Annotated in this window: 18 protein-coding genes; 7 read left to right on the plus strand and 11 right to left on the minus strand. The window is 30.7% G+C overall.

Annotation, left to right across the window (positions count from 1 at the left end):
- Window positions 1–137 precede the first annotated feature (137 nt).
- Both Q4517_RS04985 and Q4517_RS04990 read right to left on the minus strand, forming a co-directional pair.
- The gene (locus Q4517_RS04985) at window positions 138–446 is read right to left on the minus strand and encodes a hypothetical protein (RefSeq protein ID WP_303506922.1); all 309 of its coding nucleotides are present in this window, start codon (window positions 444–446) and stop codon (window positions 138–140) included.
- The gene (locus tag Q4517_RS04990; protein WP_303506925.1) at window positions 433–1,746 is read right to left on the minus strand and encodes an NAD(P)/FAD-dependent oxidoreductase; all 1,314 of its coding nucleotides are present in this window, start codon (window positions 1,744–1,746) and stop codon (window positions 433–435) included. The genes Q4517_RS04985 and Q4517_RS04990 overlap by 14 nt, the downstream gene beginning before the upstream one ends.
- Window positions 1,747–1,860: 114 nt before the next feature.
- Here Q4517_RS04990 and Q4517_RS04995 point away from each other — a divergent pair, with 114 nt between their 5' ends.
- Complete coding sequence (locus Q4517_RS04995) at window positions 1,861–2,295, plus strand: hypothetical protein (protein ID WP_303506927.1); 435 nt, start codon at window positions 1,861–1,863, stop codon at window positions 2,293–2,295.
- Here the strand turns inward: Q4517_RS04995 and Q4517_RS05000 are convergent.
- From Q4517_RS05000 to Q4517_RS05035, 8 genes are all read right to left on the minus strand, one after another.
- Window positions 2,290–2,817: a hypothetical protein gene (locus Q4517_RS05000; protein ID WP_303506929.1), complete on the minus strand. Its 528-nt coding sequence runs from the start codon at window positions 2,815–2,817 to the stop codon at window positions 2,290–2,292. The two genes, Q4517_RS04995 and Q4517_RS05000, sit on opposite strands and share 6 nt — an antisense overlap.
- Entirely contained in the window at window positions 2,818–3,240 is a 423-nt protein-coding gene (locus Q4517_RS05005; RefSeq protein ID WP_303506931.1) for a secondary thiamine-phosphate synthase enzyme YjbQ, read from the minus strand.
- A gap of 9 nt (window positions 3,241–3,249) precedes the next feature.
- Window positions 3,250–3,999, minus strand: coding sequence for a LytTR family DNA-binding domain-containing protein (locus Q4517_RS05010; protein WP_115900888.1), 750 nt, complete (start codon window positions 3,997–3,999; stop codon window positions 3,250–3,252).
- Window positions 4,000–4,001: 2 nt separating this feature from the next.
- Window positions 4,002–6,917, minus strand: a complete 2,916-nt coding sequence (locus tag Q4517_RS05015; protein ID WP_303506935.1) for a sensor histidine kinase — start codon at window positions 6,915–6,917, stop codon at window positions 4,002–4,004.
- A gap of 88 nt (window positions 6,918–7,005) precedes the next feature.
- Complete coding sequence (locus Q4517_RS05020) at window positions 7,006–8,331, minus strand: hypothetical protein (RefSeq protein WP_303506937.1); 1,326 nt, start codon at window positions 8,329–8,331, stop codon at window positions 7,006–7,008.
- An 85-nt stretch (window positions 8,332–8,416) separates the two neighbouring features.
- Entirely contained in the window at window positions 8,417–10,582 is a 2,166-nt protein-coding gene (locus Q4517_RS05025; RefSeq protein ID WP_303506939.1) for a choice-of-anchor D domain-containing protein, read from the minus strand.
- A gap of 268 nt (window positions 10,583–10,850) precedes the next feature.
- Window positions 10,851–12,758: a molecular chaperone DnaK gene (gene dnaK / locus Q4517_RS05030; RefSeq protein WP_303506941.1), complete on the minus strand. Its 1,908-nt coding sequence runs from the start codon at window positions 12,756–12,758 to the stop codon at window positions 10,851–10,853.
- Window positions 12,759–12,879: 121 nt separating this feature from the next.
- Window positions 12,880–13,500, minus strand: coding sequence for an NUDIX hydrolase (locus Q4517_RS05035; protein ID WP_303506943.1), 621 nt, complete (start codon window positions 13,498–13,500; stop codon window positions 12,880–12,882).
- Window positions 13,501–13,507: 7 nt separating this feature from the next.
- Here Q4517_RS05035 and pyrE point away from each other — a divergent pair, with 7 nt between their 5' ends.
- Both pyrE and Q4517_RS05045 read left to right on the plus strand, forming a co-directional pair.
- Window positions 13,508–14,158 carry an orotate phosphoribosyltransferase gene (gene pyrE / locus Q4517_RS05040; RefSeq protein ID WP_303506945.1) on the plus strand — a complete coding sequence of 217 codons (651 nt, stop codon included), beginning with the start codon at window positions 13,508–13,510 and terminating at the stop codon, window positions 14,156–14,158.
- 10 nt (window positions 14,159–14,168) lie between these two features.
- Entirely contained in the window at window positions 14,169–14,558 is a 390-nt protein-coding gene (locus Q4517_RS05045; RefSeq protein ID WP_115900894.1) for an SRPBCC family protein, read from the plus strand.
- Here Q4517_RS05045 and Q4517_RS05050 read toward each other — a convergent pair.
- Window positions 14,553–15,290, minus strand: coding sequence for a biotin--[acetyl-CoA-carboxylase] ligase (locus Q4517_RS05050; RefSeq protein ID WP_303506949.1), 738 nt, complete (start codon window positions 15,288–15,290; stop codon window positions 14,553–14,555). The two genes, Q4517_RS05045 and Q4517_RS05050, sit on opposite strands and share 6 nt — an antisense overlap.
- 86 nt (window positions 15,291–15,376) lie before the next feature.
- Between Q4517_RS05050 and rsfS the strand changes: the two genes are divergently transcribed.
- The 4 genes from rsfS to Q4517_RS05070 are packed head-to-tail and all read left to right on the plus strand — an operon-like array spanning window position 15,377 to window position 19,096.
- Window positions 15,377–15,745 carry a ribosome silencing factor gene (gene rsfS / locus Q4517_RS05055; protein ID WP_047789323.1) on the plus strand — a complete coding sequence of 123 codons (369 nt, stop codon included), beginning with the start codon at window positions 15,377–15,379 and terminating at the stop codon, window positions 15,743–15,745.
- A 25-nt stretch (window positions 15,746–15,770) separates the two neighbouring features.
- Complete coding sequence (gene ftsH, locus Q4517_RS05060; protein ID WP_303506954.1) at window positions 15,771–17,696, plus strand: ATP-dependent zinc metalloprotease FtsH; 1,926 nt, start codon at window positions 15,771–15,773, stop codon at window positions 17,694–17,696.
- A gap of 11 nt (window positions 17,697–17,707) precedes the next feature.
- Complete coding sequence (locus Q4517_RS05065; protein ID WP_303506956.1) at window positions 17,708–18,298, plus strand: hypothetical protein; 591 nt, start codon at window positions 17,708–17,710, stop codon at window positions 18,296–18,298.
- Between the two features lie 3 nt (window positions 18,299–18,301).
- Window positions 18,302–19,096, plus strand: a complete 795-nt coding sequence (locus tag Q4517_RS05070) for a phosphatidate cytidylyltransferase (protein WP_303506958.1) — start codon at window positions 18,302–18,304, stop codon at window positions 19,094–19,096.
- Window positions 19,097–19,098: the final 2 nt, after the last annotated feature.

Below are 19,098 nucleotides of genomic sequence, written 5' to 3' on the forward strand. Positions count from 1 at the left end.
TAGGTATTATTAGAAAGTCGTTCACATAATTATTAATGAAAGAAGGAAGTTTTATACTAAGCTTTTGTGCGGTATAAATTAGACTTCCTATAATTATCGAAACTATAAAATAATATGTAAGTATCTTTTTTCGCACACTACCCTGCTGCTACCATAGCTATAAACCATGCTATTAAAGCACCTATAGCACTCACCAATAAATATGCTGAATATAAAATCCAACCAACAACACGATACAACCAAAATGGATGTTTTTTTAATCGTTCTGCTAAATTAGGATTTTCTATTTCATGCTTCGCTTTTTTGAGTTCTTCTTGCTTATAAGCTGTAACTTTTTCTTCTTGTTTTTTTTCAAAAGAAATTAATGTATTACAGTTTTTACAGTAATCTCTATTTTTATTGAAAACTCCACAGTTAGGACATTTAACATTTCTAGTGATTGCCATTTTCTTGTTCTTTAAAGCTATACTTATTTTTCTTTTTGTAAGGACGGATAATTAACCTTGTTTCTCTATCAAATCGTACGTAGTTATATACCCAATTCATAAACACAACTGCTTTATTTCTAAATCCGATAAGTGAAAATAAGTGTACAAACATCCAAATAAACCATGCAAAAACTCCTTGAAATTTCCAACGAGATAAATCTACTACCGCTTTATTTCTTCCAATAGTTGCCATGGAACCTTTATCGTTATACACAAATGGCTTTTGTTTTTTACTTTTTAATTTTGCTAAGATATTTTTACCTAACAATCGTCCTTGTTGAATGGCTGGTTGTGCCATCATTGGGTGTCCTCTTTTATAACCTTTTGCTTCCATATATGCTATATCACCAATTGCATATATATTATCATAACCAATTACCTTATTATATTCGTCTACTTTAAATCGGTTGGCTCTTTCAACTACACTCTCTTGTTTTAAACCATTAATAGCGTCTCCTTTTACTCCTGCTGCCCAAATAACTGTTTGCGATTTAAAGTGATCTTCTCCGTTTGTGGTTACTGTTTCTCCGTCGTAGTCTAGCACACGAAGATTTTTCCACACATCTACGCCTAGTTTTATTAAAAAATCTTCCGCTTTTTTAGAAGCTCTATTACTCATCCCTTTTAATAGCTCTCCTGAGCTTTGGATAAGGTTGATTTTCATCTGTCGAATATCTAAGTCTGGGTAATCTTTAGGTAAAATTCCTTTTTTCATTTCTGCCAAAGCTCCAGCTAACTCTACTCCCGTTGGTCCACCTCCAACGATTACAAAATTCATTAATGCTCTTCGTTTTTCTAAATCGGTAACCAATAATGCTTCTTCAAAGTTTTCTAATACCAAACTACGAATATTTAGTGCTTGTGGAACCGATTTCATTTCCATAGCGTACTTTTGAATATTAGTGTTTCCAAAGAAATTAGTTGTTGATCCTGTTGCTATAATTAGTTCATCATATTCTAAATTTCCTATCGTAGTTTCTATATAGTTTTTCTCTGGATGTATTTGTGTAACTTTTGCTAGCCTAAAGAAAAAGTTTTCTATATCGTTAAATCTTTTTCTTAAAGGAAACGCTATGCTATCAGGTTCTAACCCTCCTGTAGCTACTTGATATAATAAAGGTTGAAAAGTATGGTAATTGTGCTTATCTATTAAAACCACCTGTAAATCTTGGTTTTCTAAAGCTCTTGCTACTGCTAATCCTGCAAACCCACCTCCTATAATTATTATTCGAGGAAAACTTGTTTGAGGTATGTTCATTGTTTATTAGGGTTTTAAATCTAATTAGCAAATTTAACTAAAAGAGAAAGGAGTTAGTTAAAATTTATTTTTTAGTTTTACGTTTAACCCCCGTTAATCAAATCAAGAACTGTCATGTTTAATTTTTTTAAAAAGAAAAAAGTAACGAGTTTAACTATTATATGTGATACTAACGTTATACATATTAATAATAAACCCCTTACATTTCCCACTAATTATACCACTTTAGTTGATGTTTTAGGTAAACCTAGTAGAGAACTAAAAAAAAGTAATGATTATATTATTTGGGATACACACGGTATTTTTTGTGGTTATACTGATAGAGATAATATTTTATCTATGAATGTTTATCAGAATAAAAAAGATAGAAGTGAATATAACACCAAAAAACAGTTTAAAGGAAAGCTTTTTTTAAATAATGAAGAAATTACCAATAATGAGTTTGGCAAAATTCCATTAGGAAAAGTTGCTATTCACAGGCTAGGTAGGGAAAGTGATACCCGTTTTGGGTTTAGTATTGGTGTTAATAGAGATTATAAAGATTCATAACTCTAATTTTACTTGCTGTAAGGTTTTGTTTGTTGTGATGAGTTTATCAATTATTATTTTTCTTAAAGTTTCAATATCCTCTTCATAATAACGTGCCCACTTGTATTCTTTAAACAAAGTTTGAATTTGTTTTAAGCGCTGATGTGCAAACTCTGAAGTCATTAAGTATTGGTTAATTGTAGCGCTATTTTTCACTCTTTTAATGCTTACTTTGGCTTTTGCATAGTCAACATCTAAATAAAACACTTTATCTGTAGTATTAAGTGGATAAAAGCCTGACCAATTTGCATATCCTACATAATATTGCTGATTTTTATAATTATCTATCCCTTGAATCTTCCAACGACAATTGGCTACTCTACCCCAGTGATTTGAATAACGAAAAACACCCTCCGCTGTGTAATAGTAATAACTACCTGATTTACTTTGAAAATGCGCCTTCATATCATCAAAGAAATTGACATTTTGCATTTCAAACTCACAGTACGTACTTCGGTAAAAATTGAATTTATGATACTTCATTTAATTTCCAAAAGCGGTTAGTACTATTTTTCTTTTACCTCCATAATTTCTATGCTCACCTAAGTATATTCCTTGCCAAGTTCCTAAGTTGAGCTTTCCATTGGTAATTGGAATTTGTACCTGACATCCTAACATAGAACTTTTAATATGTGCTGGCATATCATCGGCACCTTCATAATTGTGTTTATAGTATGGCATATTTTCAGGAATCATTTTATTGATATGCGATTCAAAGTCTATTCTTACTGTTGGGTCTGCATTTTCATTAATTGTTAAGCTTGCAGATGTATGTTTAATAAATGCTTGAAACTGCCCTTCCTTAATATTTTTAAGTTCTGGAAGTGCTTTTAACAAAATACCAGTAATTAAATAATACCCCCTATTAAATTCTGGTAATTGAATTTCTTTTTGATAAAATTGCATTTTACAAATCTAAAATACTTCTTTTATAATTTTTAGAAATTCTTGCTTTTTTGTTTTTGAAATAGGAATTGTTGTTTGATTTTGCATTAGTAAAAAATCTCCGTCTTTTTTTACAAATTTTTCTAAATAATGAAGGTTTATTAAGTAAGATCTATGACATCTAAAAAATAAGTTATTTCCCTGAAGTTGATTTTCAAAGTATGCTAGTGGTTTACAAATTAATTCTCTTTCTTTATTTGCTAAATGTACTTTTGTATACATTCCATCTGCTTCTAAGTATAAAATATCTTCATGCGAAACAAAAATAATTTCTCCTGGTACTTCTAAAGCTATTTTATGTGATGATAACGATTGAATGGCTTTTTTTAACTCTGAAAATTGTGCTGTTACCTTTTTTTGGTTAATATTAACTTTTGCTTTATTTATAGCTACTCGTAACTCTTCTCTATCAATTGGTTTAACCAAATAGTCTATTGCAGATAATTTTAATGCTTCTAATGCGTATTGTTGATATGCTGTTGTAAAAATTAATTGAAACTCTATAGGTTCTGAAATAAAATCTAATATTTCTAAACCTGAGTACTCAGGCATTTCAATATCTAAAAAAACAATATCTGGATTGTTTTCTTTAATTGACTTTACTCCATTTACTAAGTTATCTGCTGTAATAACATTTTTTATTTCAGAAAAAAACTCTGTAAGCATCGTTTTCATTACACTACGTGCTTTTGCCTCATCATCAATTATTAAAGCTTTCATTATTAAATTCTTTTTATTTTTAGTGTTACTATCGTTCCTGTAGCATTATTGTTTTCATCTACTTTATCCGTAAAATCTACTGAAATATCAAATAACTTTTCTTTCTTATACAACAAAACTCGCTCTTGAGTAGCGTTTACAGCAAAAGACTTATGTCCTTTTCTTTTCTTATTAATTTCTGAAGATTTTTTTCGTCCAACACCATCATCTTTTATCGTTATAATTAAAACCTTGTTAATATTTTCTTCTACTGTTATCCATAAATTCCCTCGGTCTTTCTTATGAACAAGTCCGTGTTTTATAGCATTTTCTACAAAAGGTTGTATAAACAACGGCGGAACTTCAATTTGATCTTTATTTATGTTTTTATCTACTAAGAAGTGAACCTTAAATTTATTTTCAAATCGTAATTGCTCTAATGATATATAAATCTCGAGTGAACTAAGTTCTTCTTTGAGTAGTATTACATTTACTCTACTATGATTTAAATACATTCTTATTAAACGAGAAAATTTAACTAAGTAATCACTTGCTAAATATTTCTCATTCTTCATTACATAATCTTGAATAGCTCCTAAGGAATTAAAAATAAAATGAGGGTTCATTTGTGAGCGTAAGTTTTCTAGCCTTAACTTACTTATTCTACTATCTAAAATTACCCTTTCTAGTTCTCGCTCTCCTTCCTCTTCTTTCCATTTTAATTTAATTCGGTAATATATTATTATTCCTAAAACAGATATTATAAATATTGTCACAATAAACCACCAACTTTCCCAAAAAGGCTTTTGTACAATTATTTTAACTCCTTTACTTTCTTTTCCTATACTTCCATCTAAACTTTTAGTTCTAAGTAAAAACTTATATTTTCCTGATGGAATTCCAATATACCTTACTACATCATCGTTTAACTCAGATGTTTGCCACTCTGTATTAAAACCTAAAAGTTTATATTGAAAAACATTTTTACTACTAGATTTAAATCCATTAGCATTAAAGTTAAATGTAATGTCGTTAGTTTTGTAAGGCAGTTTGTATTTTGTTTTTATTTCTTGTTCTATTCCTCCAATTTTAACATTACTTATGTAGGCTAACGGAGCTAATTTTGGTTCTATTAACTCTGGAACAGATGTATTTATTCTACATAAAAAATTGTTACCAGGTATCCATAAATAATTATTTTGTATTACTGGAGTTTTAAATTTTATAGCACTTTTATCAGTTAAATTTATTGTATTTATTATTTTTTTATCTGTATCGTATCGCTGTATTCCTTTTTCAGTAACAATCCATAGAAAATTGTCCTTCCCTAAAATTCCTTTTATTTGAGATTGTAACAATCCGTTTAAACATGTTATGCTGTCAGTTACTTTTCCTGCCTCTAAACCTAAAATTTTATCTCTTGTGGTTGCCCATATTTTACCGTTAGTAGTTTGAGTATATTCAGAAAAAATAATAGGTTTATTTTGATGATGTACTGGAATAGTTTGTAGTTTACTGTTATAGGCTACCGTTCCATCAATATAAGTAACGTAAATAAGTTTGTTTTTTGAATCGTAATGAGTACTAATAGGTCTTTTGTTTTCTAAAACTATATAATCTTTATTTCTAGAAAGTTGAGTATAAATAATAGCACGTCGATATGATAGATACACCAATGAATCTTTATTTATTTTCGTAAAACCTTTAGCTGTGGTAAACTGATTTCCTGCATTAGTAATTTTTAACTTTTTTATATCATATGTATAGCTACTCGTTCCGTTTGTGCTTATATATGCTTTTTGTAGGTTTTTATTATATTTTATTTTATTAACAGGTCGTTGATTAGATAAACTAATAATTTTATAACCGTTACCTTCTGTATTGTAATCTATTAAGTTACCATTTTGAGTTCCTAATAACAGCCTACTATTACCAATGGTTTCTATTGAGATAATATCTTCTTTTATTTCTAAAAAATTTTTCTTCGTTATTTCTAAACTTGGCACAACGAAAATTCCATTTTGCAGTGTTGTAAGCCAATAATTATTCTCATAATCTTTTAAAACATCAGTTATATGATAATCTTTAAAAATTTGTTTAGTATTATTTACTTTATTCTTATTTAAAGTTCTGTAAATACCTTTTGATGTTAACAACCAGTTTTCTTTAAACTTTTTGGTATTATAAATCTGTGCTTTTTCAAGAGCTTGAGGGAGTTTTGTTGTGGTAATTTTTCTTGTATGTATATTAATTGAAAATGGTTTTAAGACATCTTTATCTAACTTAATTACAATCTCATCGAACCATTGAAACATTTGAAAGTTTCCATTATCTAAAAAATATTTTTCTTTATTACATTTTACTTTTCTAAAAACAGGTTCATCTTCATTTTCATAAACATGAGTAATTATATTTCTTTCTTTTAAATTATAATAAAAAAAACCGTTTTCAGATTTTGCTATTTTTGAAATTTCTGCATTTAAATCTTTTTTTACAAATCCGGTTTTTTTAGCTATAAGATAGCTCTTCTTCTGTGATAGAAAAAAGATATTATTCTTCATCACTATTAAATGAGCATAGGTTCCTTTTAAATCATTTGAAAAATCTTTAAATAATTGTAGTTCTTTATTTACTACTTTATAAATATGTCCTGAAATGGTCGAACACCAAATTTGTCCTTCCTCATCTATTTGTAAGTTAAAAATACTTTTTGTGGTTGAAATAGTATTTTTAACTTGCCTAAATCTTTTACCATTGTAATAAAACAAACCTTGCTCCCCTCCCACCCAAACTAGGTTATTTTTATCTTGTATAATATTATAATTTGCTAAAGATACTAATCCATCATCAGATGTAAATTGTGTATAAAAAGGCTCCTGTGAAAATACATTTTCAAAGAGAAAAGAAATAAAGACTAGTATATAAAAAGTTTTTTTCACAAATTTAATTTTACTACAAAAAAAGGTGGTTATGCAATAATACGCAAAACACCACCTTTTAGAACTACTCTTAACTTAAAGTCTATATTTAGTTTTTAGGTTTAGCATCACATTTTACATATCCTCCATAAGGAGCTCTAACACTTCCTCTGTTAATTCCATTAAAAAAAGGTCTTCCATATTTTCCACCTCCAGTGTAATCTCTTCTTACTATAAACTGTTGTAACATACATTGTCCATCTGAATTTTTCTGTACAACAGCTCCTACAGCCCATTGATATAAAGGCACTCCTGTTACCTTATGTTTTACTGTTGACCACCTATTTGATGTCATATATTGATATATATTTTGCATACTCATTTTACCAAAATATTTATTCAATCCGTTTACAGCTACATTTTTAATTGCTGAGTTTTTATCAAAAATTCCTTTTGCTGGCATTGTTACACTATTTAACTTTGCTCCTAACCAATCTTTACGTAAGTTATCAAACTTAGCAAAAGTTGTTTGAGATGTTAATTCAGGATTTTTATAATACTTCTTAATTTTTTCTGGATCTTTTGCAGCAATTACAAACTGCTTTGGTTGAGCATTATTCATCCACTTATGACCAACGTTATCGTTTTTATGATATACCGCTGCTCCAATTAATAATACTCCTGGCTCCAATAAAAGAACATTAGCATTAGTCCATTCTGGTCCGCCTCCCATTCCAAATTGGAACTGAATATTGCCTTTATCGGCAGATTTTCTATATTTTTCAGGAACCACACCATAACGTTTTTGGTTTGGTGAAAAATATGCATTTAACTGATATGATGTTGGATCGTATTCAATAGAAAAACCTTCGTAAATATCACCTGGATCTCTATCAAAATGGTTTGTTGGATTTCTAACAAAATATTGTGATAGATGGTAGTAACCAGACAGTTCCATTTTATCAGAAAAACCACCATCATAAGCAGGTATTTTTTTAAACTTTGTTCTGTTTAACACATAAATTTGATTGTCTTTAAATTTATCATTTTCACTACTTTCTATAGGTGAAGGAATTTCACTCACAACCGTTCCTTTACTATTTTCTTTAGCTAATAAAGCTTCTTTTTCTGCTGCTTGTTTTTGTTGATATTCTTTATACTTTTTAAAATAAAAATCTTGCTTTTCTTTATCGTTGGGATACTTTTTAGCTAACTCTTTTTTAAACTCTTCGTCTGAATACTCATTTGTATTAGACGTTGAATTAATACTTGAACCTGTAGCTGATTTTTCTATTGATGAAGAAGCTTTCTCTTCTATTTTTTTTGTCACTTTTTGCTTAGCTTTTTTTAACATGTTACCAAACTGAGCATTGGCTGTTTGATGAAACAAAAAACTAGCGAAGAATAAACAAACTAATATTGTATATTTTTTCATTTCTATTATTATTTTTATACTATTAGAAGCTACCTGCTTTTTACACAGGTAACTTTCTTGAACTACTATTTAAAGGGAATGTTTTTTATTGACATGCGACTGTGCTCCAGGAAGCTCCAGATGGCTTAGCCCATTGGTTTGCTTGTGTATTTGGTGGATTTAAAGGATCAAAACCAGCATCATGTTGAATACAAGTTAAGTTAGAATTATTATCTGCAACCATATAAATAAAGTTTATATTGTTACCATTAGCTACGTTTAAACTTGTTAAATTGTTACCTCTAACTTGTAAACCCCTAACTTTTGAATTATTAGAAATATCTACACTTGTTAAATTGTTGTTGTAAACAACTAAAGTTCTTAAATTTGAATACATAGAAACATCTAACGTACTAATTTTATTTTGCTCTAAGTATAAAGTTCTTAACCCATTGGCTGTTGTTGGTAATAATAATGTTGAGATATTATTACCTCCACATTGAAAGCTAACTAAACTTGAGTGATTAGATAAATCGATTGAGCTTATATTATTCTGCTCAATTAATATAGTTTGTAAAGCTGTATTAGCTGAAAGATCTAAAGCTGTTAAATTATTCCCTCTTAACGTTAATCTTGTTATTGCTGTATTCTGACTTAAATCTATACTTGTTAACGAATTATTCATAGCATGAAACTCTGTAATATTCACAAAAGCCTCTATACCTGTAACATCTGAAATACTTAACCCATCAACACGAATTGAACCTGAATATGCCTGAGCTTCTGATACTTGAATTTCACTATCTCCATTAGTATTAATAGCGTTATCAGCTACTAAAGCCGTTTTAAAATTAGCATCTGGTATATTTACAATAGTACCAGTTGCGGCTTGTAACCCCGTGCCATTAATCATAATAGCATAACTTGGTTTTGTAGGATCATTGCTTTCTACAACTATCATTGCTTGTTTTTGTCCTTCAGATTGTGGTGTAAAACGTGCTGTTACCTCATAAACGCCACCATTAGGAGCAATTGTTTGTGGTGCAGATACATTTACCAAGGTAAAGTCACTAGAGTTAAGTCCACTCATTCTAATATTACTTACCTCTAAACTTCCTTGACCATTATTTTGAATAGCAAAAGTTAAATCATTTGAAGAATTACCTACTGTAACATCTCCAAAACTTAATCCAGTTTCACTAAAAGCAATTGCAGGTTGTGCTGGTGCTGTTCCTGTTCCATTCATTGGTAAAGACGCTTCATTATCACTAGAATTATTAAAAAACTTAATAGATCCTGAAGCAAACCCTTGTGAACTTGGCGTAAACTTAACTTCAAAAGTATATGTATCACCTGGAGCAATAGTTCTTATTAATGAACTTGTTCCTCCTATTACTGTAAAAGATGATGATGAACTACCTCCTATAATACTCACATTAGTAATCTCTAAATCTGCATTTCCTGTATTAGAAACTGTAATATTTTTAGATAAGTCTTTACCTACTTCAACATTCCCAAAACTTACAGGTGATTCACTAAATTCTATAACTGATATAGGTGTTGCTGTAGCTTTACCACTTAAGGCAATAGCTTTAACACCTGCATTAGTTGTCACCTCTAAACTTGCTGTTTTTTCTCCTACATTGGTTGGCTCAAATACTACCGTAATGTTTTTTGTTTCTCCAGCAGCTAAAGTTTCTGTTGTTGCTGAAGTTGAAAAATCAGCAGCATTGTCCCCTTTTATTTCAAAGCCCGTAATTTCTAAATCTGCATCTCCACTATTAGTTATAGTAAACGTAGCGTCTTTTGTTTGGTTAATCTCTACGTTTCCAAAAACCAAAGCCGTTTCACTTAAATCAACACCTGGTAATGGTTTTGGTTTTGCAATTCCTGTTACTTTTACTTCTTTTTTTCCAATATTAGTCGTAATTTCTAAGATAGCCTCTTTTTCTCCTTCTGTTAAAGGAGCAAAGGAAATTTCAAAAGTATACGATTCTTCCTTTTTAATTACTTTCGGTACTGCACTAGTTGAAAAATCAGCAGCATTTGTTCCTTTTAATACAAATTCATCTATTTCTAAATCTGAACCTCCCTCATTTGTTACTTTAAACGAATAGTTAATAGTTTCTTCTACTTCTACTGTTCCAAAATTCTTTTCTATATCAGTAATAGAAAACTCTGCTGGAATAATTTCTTCATCTTTATCACAACTTGTGATACTTACAAGTACAAAAAGAATAGCACTTGCATACATGTTAATTTTTTTTCTCATGTGTGTTTATTTTTCTGATTTAATTTTTTGTGCTTCCTTATAGTTATAAAGCACTTCTCCCTTATATTGGAAGTAAAATTACACACAAGACACCTCTTACAATGAAAAAACTGCTGAAGTGATTTTATCTTTTTCTAAAACACTTTTTTTTGTTTCTAAAACACCTAATATCTATTTAAAAACAAAAAAGCTCGTCAAATGACGAGCTTTTTTATATCTATAGTCCTAATAAAACTTGTAATGCTTTTTAGGATAATACAATCAAAATTTATTTTACTTCTTCAAAGTCTACATCTTCTACATTATCTCCGCTTTCTGATGAAGCTCCTGCATCAGCACCTCCTTGCGCACCAGCTCCATTAGCTTGTGCATCTTGTTGTGCTTTATACATTTCTTCAGAGGCAACTTTCCAAGCTTCATTAATCTTTTCCATTGCTGCATCAATAGCATCAAGGTCTTTAGATTCGTGTGCTTTCTTTAACTCTTCTAAAGCAACTTCAATTGGCTCTTTTTTATCAGCTGATAATTTGTCACCAAACTCTTTTAGTTGCTTTTCTGTTTGAAAAATCATAGAGTCTGCTCCGTTAACTTTTTCAGCAGTTTCTTTTGCTTTTTTGTCAGCATCAGCATTTGCCTCAGCTTCTTGCTTCATCTTTTGAATTTCTTCATCAGATAACCCTGAAGAAGCTTCGATACGGATATCTTGTGATTTACCAGTTGCTTTATCTACTGCAGATACTTTGATGATTCCGTTTGCATCAATATCAAAAGTTACTTCAATTTGAGGAACACCTCTTTGTGCTGGTGGAATATCTGTTAATTGGAAACGGCCAATTGTTTTGTTATCTGCTGCCATCGCTCTTTCACCTTGTAATACGTGAATATCTACCGATGGTTGGTTATCTACTGCTGTAGAGAATACTTGCGACTTTTTAGTTGGAATGGTTGTATTTGCATCGATTAACTTTGTAAATACATTACCCATTGTTTCAATTCCTAATGATAAAGGTGTAACGTCTAATAATAATACGTCTTTTACATCACCTGTTAACACTCCTCCTTGAATTGCTGCTCCTAACGATACAACCTCATCTGGGTTTACACCTTTACTTGGTGCTTTCCCGAAGAACTTCTCAACTGCTTCTTGAATCGCAGGAATACGAGTTGATCCTCCTACTAAAATTACTTCATCAATATCAGATGTTGATAAATCAGCATTCTTTAACGCTGTTTGACATGGCTTAATCGTTCTTTTTACTAAATCATCAATTAACTGCTCAAACTTAGCTCTACTTAACGTTCTTACCAAGTGCTTTGGTCCACTAGCTGTAGCAGTAATATATGGTAAGTTAATCTCTGTAGAAGTTGTGCTTGATAATTCGATTTTTGCTTTTTCAGCAGCTTCTTTTAAACGTTGTAATGCCATAGGATCTTTACGTAAATCCATGTTTTCTTCAGCATTAAACTCATCTGCTAACCAGTTAATGATTTTCTCATCAACATCATCACCTCCTAAGTGTGTATCACCATCAGTAGCTAATACTTCAAATACTCCGTCTCCTAATTCTAAGATAGAAACATCGTGTGTACCTCCACCAAAGTCAAATACAACAATTTTCTTATCATCGTTTGCTTTATCCAATCCGTAAGCTAGAGCTGCTGCAGTTGGTTCGTTGATAATACGACGAACTTTTAATCCAGCAATCTCACCTGCTTCTTTAGTTGCTTGACGCTGCGCATCGTTAAAGTATGCTGGTACAGTAATTACCGCTTCAGAAACTCCTTGACCTAAATAGTCTTCAGCAGTTTTCTTCATTTTCTGCAATATCATTGCAGAGATTTCTTGAGGCGTGTACATACGATCATCAATCTTTACTCTTGGTGTATCGTTGTCCCCTTTTACAACATTGTAAGGAATTCTTCCTGCTTCTCTTTCAGACTCAGAATATTTATTCCCCATAAAACGTTTAATAGAATAAACTGTTTTAGTTGGGTTAGTTACCGCTTGACGCTTTGCAGGATCTCCTACTTTACGCTCTCCTCCCTCAACAAATGCTACAATAGAAGGGGTTGTTCTTTTTCCTTCTGCATTTGGAATTACTACTGGCTCATTACCTTCCATTACAGACACACATGAGTTCGTAGTACCTAAATCTATACCTATAATTTTACTCATAATTTTTATTTATCTTTTTTAAAAGTTTTAAATTCAATTTTACGAGTAGTATTAGTCAAACTGTATGCCATTGGTTTTTTGCCTATATTTTGACAGGAAAAGATGTAAAATAAGTCGTTTTTTATGACAGTGTGTCATTTTTCGACGTTTCTAAATAGGATTCATATACCATTTTTATGTTAGCAAATGTATTTTGTAACGCTTTATTTGTGCCTTTTTCGTCTTTAAATACAGCTTTTGTAATCCCTTCGTCTAATTGAGGGCTCAAAATTCCTTTATAATTAGAATACATTAAATACCAGTGTGTTTCTTTTAAACGATATTCGTTTTGTTGCATAAATAAATGATAAGTAACGAGTAGTTTTTGTTGAACTATTAGTTTTTCTATACCACATTCTTCCTCAACCTCTCTAACAGCTGCTGCTTCTAATCCTTCCCCTTCTTCAACGCGTCCTTTAGGCAAGTCCCATTTATTTCCTCTATAAATAAATAGTATTTTTTTGTTTTCATTTAAAACTAGTCCTCCAGCCGCTGTAATTACTTTAAACTTTACTTTAAAATCTAACCAATCCTCTGTCAGGTTATTAGAATAGATATAAACACTACTTAATTTACCTACTTTTAACTTATAAATAAGTTCTTCAATAATTGTATTTTTGTAAATATAAACTGGATAATCTTCTTCATTTTTAATTGAAGTTGTAAAGATTATTGGTTTATCATTAACAAAAACTTTATACATTTGCGCTATGGATTTTAACAAAGATACAGCAAAAAAAACTGCCGAGCTTCTTTTGCAAATTAAGGCTATAAAATTAAGCCCCCAAGAACCTTTCACATGGGCTTCTGGTTGGAAATCACCTATTTACTGTGACAACAGAATCACATTATCTTACCCTCCCGTTAGAAACTTTTTAAAACAAGAAATTGCTAAACTAGTAGAAGAAAAACATGGCAAACCTGATGTTATTGCAGGAGTTGCTACTGGCGCTATTGCTATTGGTATATTAGTTGCTCAAGAATTAGGAGTGCCTTTTGTATACGTTAGGCCTGAACCTAAAAAACATGGTAGACAAAACCAAATTGAAGGACATATAGAAAGTGGTCAAAACGTAGTAGTTATTGAGGATTTAATTAGTACAGGTAAAAGTAGTTTAAATGCTGTAAAAGCATTGAAAGAAGCACATGCCAATGTAAAAGGAATGATTGCTATTTTTTCTTATGGATTTAATATTGCTACAGAGAATTTTAACAATGATAAAGTAGAACTTACTACTTTAAGTAATTACGAGCATTTATTAGAGCAAGCTTTAGATAGTAAATATATTACTAGTGAAGAACTTCGAACTTTAGAAGATTGGAGAATTGCCCCTAGTGAATGGAATCAAAACGATAAATAACAACACAATAATGAATATAGAAGGAAATACAGTTACTGTAAAAAAATCATCTAAAGATTTATTTGAATTTCTAACCAAATTAGAAAACTTTGAACAACTAATGCCTGAAAATACTCAAAAATTTGAGGTTGATGGTGATAGTTTTATTTTTGGCTTAAAAGGTATGCCAGAAATTCGTTTAGTAATGAAAGAAAAAACGGAATACTCAAATGTTACTTTAGGTGCCGCAAGTAGTAAATTACCTTTTACTTTAGCTGCTAACATTATTGAGATTGGCGATAATGAGAGTCAAGCTACTTTAAAATTCAACGGTGAATTTAATGCAATGATGGCTATGATGGTTAAAGCACCATTAACAAAGTTTATTGGTACGCTAACTGAAAATTTAGAAAAGCTATAAAGTGGCAAACGAAACTTCTTTCAAACCAAATTCTTGAATCGTTTCGTTTTCTAACTCTATTTGGAGATTTCCATTTTTTGAAACTCCAATAATTTTACCCATAAATAAAATGTTCTGGCTGTTTTTAAACATCGTTGGAACATTTTTTTTATACAATACTTTTAAGTAAGCCTCTTCTAGTAAATTATATTCTTTTCTTTCTAAGAGATTAAAATACCCTTTTAGATTCTTTAAAATATTTTCTAATAACACATCCAAATCAAATTCTCTTCCTAAAATCTTTTTTGCAGAAGACGCATTGGGTAAATTCTCAGGAAATGAATTTTGATTTACATTAACCCCAATTCCTATTACAGAAGACACTATATTACTACCTTTCAGGATATTTTCAATTAATATACCTCCTAGCTTTTTATTTCCTGACAGAATGTCGTTTGGCCATTTTACCGACAAATTTAGCAACCCCAACGCTTCTAAAGCTTGAAAAACACTCAGTGAAACGCAAAAATTCAAATATTTATGATTCTCCACTTTTAAGTCTATAAACCTAGAAAACACACTAAAAGTAAGGTTTTTTCCCTCTTCAACAACCCATTCAGAATTCATTTGCCCCCTCCCCTTGGTTTGCGTTTTTGCAACCACCACTGTAAAATCATCAACTACCACTTTTGACACCATATTCTTTAAAAAGGTGTTGGTAGAGTCGATGGCATTAAGTTTGATTATTTTCATGTAGGTTTTGCGTGTAAAACAAGTATCAATATTACATAAATTACTCGCAAAAAAATAATAACTTTGCTAAAACTTAATTTTTTTTAATGACAATAAAACAAACAAACACAGACGATCTTTTAGCTGTGATTATTAAAGGGATTGATGATGTAAAAGGAGAGGATATCCAATTACTAGATTTAAGAGAGATAGAAAACACTGTTTGTGATTATTTTGTAGTTTGTTCTGCTAACTCGAACACACAAGTAAATGCCATTTCGGGCTCTGTACAAAAAATAGTAAGTAAAGAACTAAAAGATAAACCTTGGCATATTGAAGGGCAAGGAAACTCTGAATGGGTTCTTATGGATTACGTAAACGTTGTTGTACATATCTTTCAAAAACAAGTTCGTGAATTTTACGATATTGAAAGCCTTTGGGGAGATGCAAAAATTACAGAAATCAATCCAGCATAATTGCTAACATTTTATACACCTTTTTATGAGTGATAATAAAAAAAATGCGCCAAAATTTAGTTTTAACTCATTTTGGCTATACATACCAATAATAGTTATTTTACTAGGATTAAGCTTTTTTAATTCTGGTAACTTAGGTTCTCGTAATATTACAAAAAACGAGTTTACTAAAATTCTTCAAGCAAACGATATTAAAGAAATTGTTGTAGAAAACAACAATGTTGCTCAAATATTTTTAAAGCCTGAAGCAGAAAAAAAAGAAGAGCATAAGAAACTAGCAGATTCTCCTTTTTACAGAAAAGGATCGCCTCTTTACACATACAACTTTGGGGATTTACAAAACTTTGAAAACGAAATCAACAAAGAGAAAGAAAATAAAAACCTTGATTTCGATAAAGTAAATGTAGAAAGAACTAGTATGATGGACACAATCATTAGCTTCCTTCCTTTTATTTTATTGATTGTTATTTGGCTTTTCTTTATGAGAAGAATGTCAGGAGCTGCTGGAGGTGGCGGTGCTGGAGGGCAAATCTTTAACATCGGTAAGTCTAAGGCAAAACTTTTTGACGAAAATACTAAGGTTAAAACTACCTTTAAAAATGTAGCTGGTTTAGAAGGTGCTAAAGAAGAAGTTCAAGAAATTGTAGACTTCTTAAAGAGCCCTGAAAAATACACAAAATTAGGTGGTAAAATTCCTAAGGGAGCCTTATTAGTAGGACCTCCTGGAACGGGTAAAACCTTATTAGCAAAAGCAGTTGCTGGCGAAGCTGGTGTGCCTTTTTTCTCTTTATCTGGTTCAGATTTTGTTGAAATGTTTGTAGGGGTTGGAGCTTCTCGTGTGCGTGACTTATTTAAACAAGCGCAACAAAAGTCACCTTCTATTATATTTATTGATGAAATTGATGCTATTGGACGTGCCAGAGGTAAAAATAGCATGACTGGTGGTAATGATGAACGTGAGAATACCTTAAACCAATTACTTACTGAAATGGATGGTTTTGGTACTGACACTAATGTAATTGTGTTAGCTGCTACCAACCGTGCAGATGTATTAGATAAAGCATTAATGCGTGCTGGTCGTTTTGATCGTCAAATTTATGTTGACTTACCAGATTTACATGAGCGTAGAGAAATTTTTGAGGTTCATATTAAACCTTTAAAATTAGCTGCGAATGCCGATTTAGAATTTTTAGCACAACAAACACCTGGATTCTCAGGTGCAGATATTGCCAACTTATGTAACGAAGCCGCTTTAATTGCTGCCAGAAAAGGGAAAGAAGCTATTGAGCATCAAGACTTTTTAGATGCTGTTGATAGAATCGTAGGCGGATTAGAAAAGAAAAATAAAGTTATCACTCCTAAAGAAAAGAAAGTAATTGCTTTTCATGAAGCTGGTCACGCAACCGTTAGTTGGATGTTAGAACACGCTGCTCCTTTAGTTAAGGTAACTATTGTTCCTCGTGGTCAATCATTAGGTGCTGCTTGGTATCTTCCTGAAGAGAGAAAAATTGTTCAAACAGAACAAATGCTTGATGAAATGTGTGCTACCATGGGAGGTAGAGCTGCTGAAAAATTAATTTTCAATAAAATCTCAACTGGAGCGTTAAGTGATTTAGAAAAGGTTACTAAACAAGCTCGAGCTATGGTTACTGTTTATGGTTTAAATGACAAAGTAGGAAACGTTACTTATTATGATTCTTCAGGTAATGATTCCTTTGTAAAGCCGTACAGTGAAGCAACTGCACAAAAAATTGATGAAGAAATTTCTGAAATAATAGAAAATCAATATAAAAGAGCTGTTGATTTACTAGATCAAAACAGAGATAAATTAACTGAATTGGCTGATTTATTACTTGAAAAAGAAGTTATATTTAAAGATGATTTAGTAAAAATATTTGGAGACAGGCCTTTTGGTAAAAAGGAAAAACCTGAAATTACAACAGAAGAATAGTTTTTATTTTAATGAATTTTTTCAAAAAATTATTTAGAACATATCAAGAATCATCTAAAGAAAAAAAAGTCAACGAACAAGAAGTTCATTTGTCTTTAGATGATTCTTTTGTTCATCATTTTATTAATAAAGGAGGGAAATTTTTATACTGTACATCAATAAATGAAGTAAGTAATAATTTAAAAAACATCTTACAGGAAAATAATTGGCGTAAAGTTACTTGCACCGATTTTGATTTATTAAAGATTACTGAAAAAATTGATATCTCTGTACAAAACCATTCCTCAGAATCTGTACCTTTTTTTACATCTTGTGAACATTTAATTGCCGATAAAGGAGAAATTTTATTCTCATCTAATCAATTAGGCAGTCATAAAATAGCTTCTCTCTCTAAACATTTTATTGTTTATGCAACTACGAGTCAGCTAGTAAAAAACACAGGAGAAGGATTAACAGGTATTAAAACACATTTTAGCGGTAATATACCAACCAACATTAGTTCTGTTAAGAATTATACGTTTGAAGTTGAAGATGATAATTTCTTGAGTTATGGTAATAATAACACAAAAGATTTATATTTGCTGCTCTTTGAAGACCTTTAAAATATGTCTAACCTTTTTGTAAGAAGCCTTTCTGCTCTTGTTTATGCTTTTCTATTTATTTCTGCCATTCTTTTTTCAGCAGAAACATATATAGGACTGCTTGCTCTTTTTGCTACTGTTTGTATCTGGGAGCTTTCTAAAATTACACAAATTAAAAGTATTATCCCTTATATTCTTTTAGCCTGTATTACTTATATTTCCTTTCAAGGTACAGCTTTTAAGTATAACGACTACTTATTCGGTTTTACTATAGTCGGGTCACTTATCTTACTATATTTACTTATAAGCTCTAAGCTAATTAAAACGGGCACTTTAACTCAAAAGTTATTTTTACAAGTTATATACTTGATATTACCGTTTTACTTCTTAATGAACCTTCCTTTTATTGAAAACACTTATCATCCAAACATAATTATTTATATAATTTTTATTATTTGGACTAATGATAGTTTTGCTTTTTTGGTAGGTAAAAATTTTGGTAAACGAAAATTATTCGAAAAGGTATCTCCTAAAAAAACAATTGAAGGTTTTATAGGTGGTCTATTATTTTCAATAATTGCTGGTTTTATAATCGGTCAATACTCAGGAATTTTTTCAATTTTAGATTGGATAATCATTGCTATTATAGTGGCTATTTTTGGTTCTTTAGGAGATTTAGTAGAATCTAAGTTTAAAAGACAAGCAAATGTGAAAGATAGCGGTACAATTATGCCAGGTCACGGAGGCTTATTAGATAGACTAGATAGCTTGTTTTTCCTTGCTCCCTTCGTATATTTGTACATTCATTACATTATGTAAAC

This window comes from Tenacibaculum sp. 1_MG-2023 (genome assembly GCF_030547425.1).
GTDB lineage: Bacteria > Bacteroidota > Bacteroidia > Flavobacteriales > Flavobacteriaceae > Polaribacter.

Bases quoted from the DNA above. Each gene is read 5' to 3' on its own strand.
- Q4517_RS04985 (WP_303506922.1), bottom strand. From the start codon at position 446: ATGGCAATCACTAGAAATGTTAAATGTCCTAACTGTGGAGTTTTCAAT.
- Q4517_RS05035 (WP_303506943.1), bottom strand. From the start codon at position 13,500: ATGTATAAAGTTTTTGTTAATGATAAACCAATAATCTTTACAACTTCA.
- Q4517_RS04990 (WP_303506925.1), bottom strand. From the start codon at position 1,746: ATGAACATACCTCAAACAAGTTTTCCTCGAATAATAATTATAGGAGGT.
- Q4517_RS05070 (WP_303506958.1), top strand. From the start codon at position 18,302: ATGTCTAACCTTTTTGTAAGAAGCCTTTCTGCTCTTGTTTATGCTTTT.
- dnaK (WP_303506941.1), bottom strand. From the start codon at position 12,758: ATGAGTAAAATTATAGGTATAGATTTAGGTACTACGAACTCATGTGTG.
- pyrE (WP_303506945.1), top strand. From the start codon at position 13,508: ATGGATTTTAACAAAGATACAGCAAAAAAAACTGCCGAGCTTCTTTTG.
- Q4517_RS05025 (WP_303506939.1), bottom strand. From the start codon at position 10,582: ATGAGAAAAAAAATTAACATGTATGCAAGTGCTATTCTTTTTGTACTT.
- Q4517_RS05045 (WP_115900894.1), top strand. From the start codon at position 14,169: ATGAATATAGAAGGAAATACAGTTACTGTAAAAAAATCATCTAAAGAT.
- ftsH (WP_303506954.1), top strand. From the start codon at position 15,771: ATGAGTGATAATAAAAAAAATGCGCCAAAATTTAGTTTTAACTCATTT.
- Q4517_RS05065 (WP_303506956.1), top strand. From the start codon at position 17,708: ATGAATTTTTTCAAAAAATTATTTAGAACATATCAAGAATCATCTAAA.
- Q4517_RS05005 (WP_303506931.1), bottom strand. From the start codon at position 3,240: ATGCAATTTTATCAAAAAGAAATTCAATTACCAGAATTTAATAGGGGG.
- rsfS (WP_047789323.1), top strand. From the start codon at position 15,377: ATGACAATAAAACAAACAAACACAGACGATCTTTTAGCTGTGATTATT.
- Q4517_RS05020 (WP_303506937.1), bottom strand. From the start codon at position 8,331: ATGAAAAAATATACAATATTAGTTTGTTTATTCTTCGCTAGTTTTTTG.
- Q4517_RS05010 (WP_115900888.1), bottom strand. From the start codon at position 3,999: ATGAAAGCTTTAATAATTGATGATGAGGCAAAAGCACGTAGTGTAATG.
- Q4517_RS05000 (WP_303506929.1), bottom strand. From the start codon at position 2,817: ATGAAGTATCATAAATTCAATTTTTACCGAAGTACGTACTGTGAGTTT.
- Q4517_RS05050 (WP_303506949.1), bottom strand. From the start codon at position 15,290: ATGAAAATAATCAAACTTAATGCCATCGACTCTACCAACACCTTTTTA.
- Q4517_RS04995 (WP_303506927.1), top strand. From the start codon at position 1,861: ATGTTTAATTTTTTTAAAAAGAAAAAAGTAACGAGTTTAACTATTATA.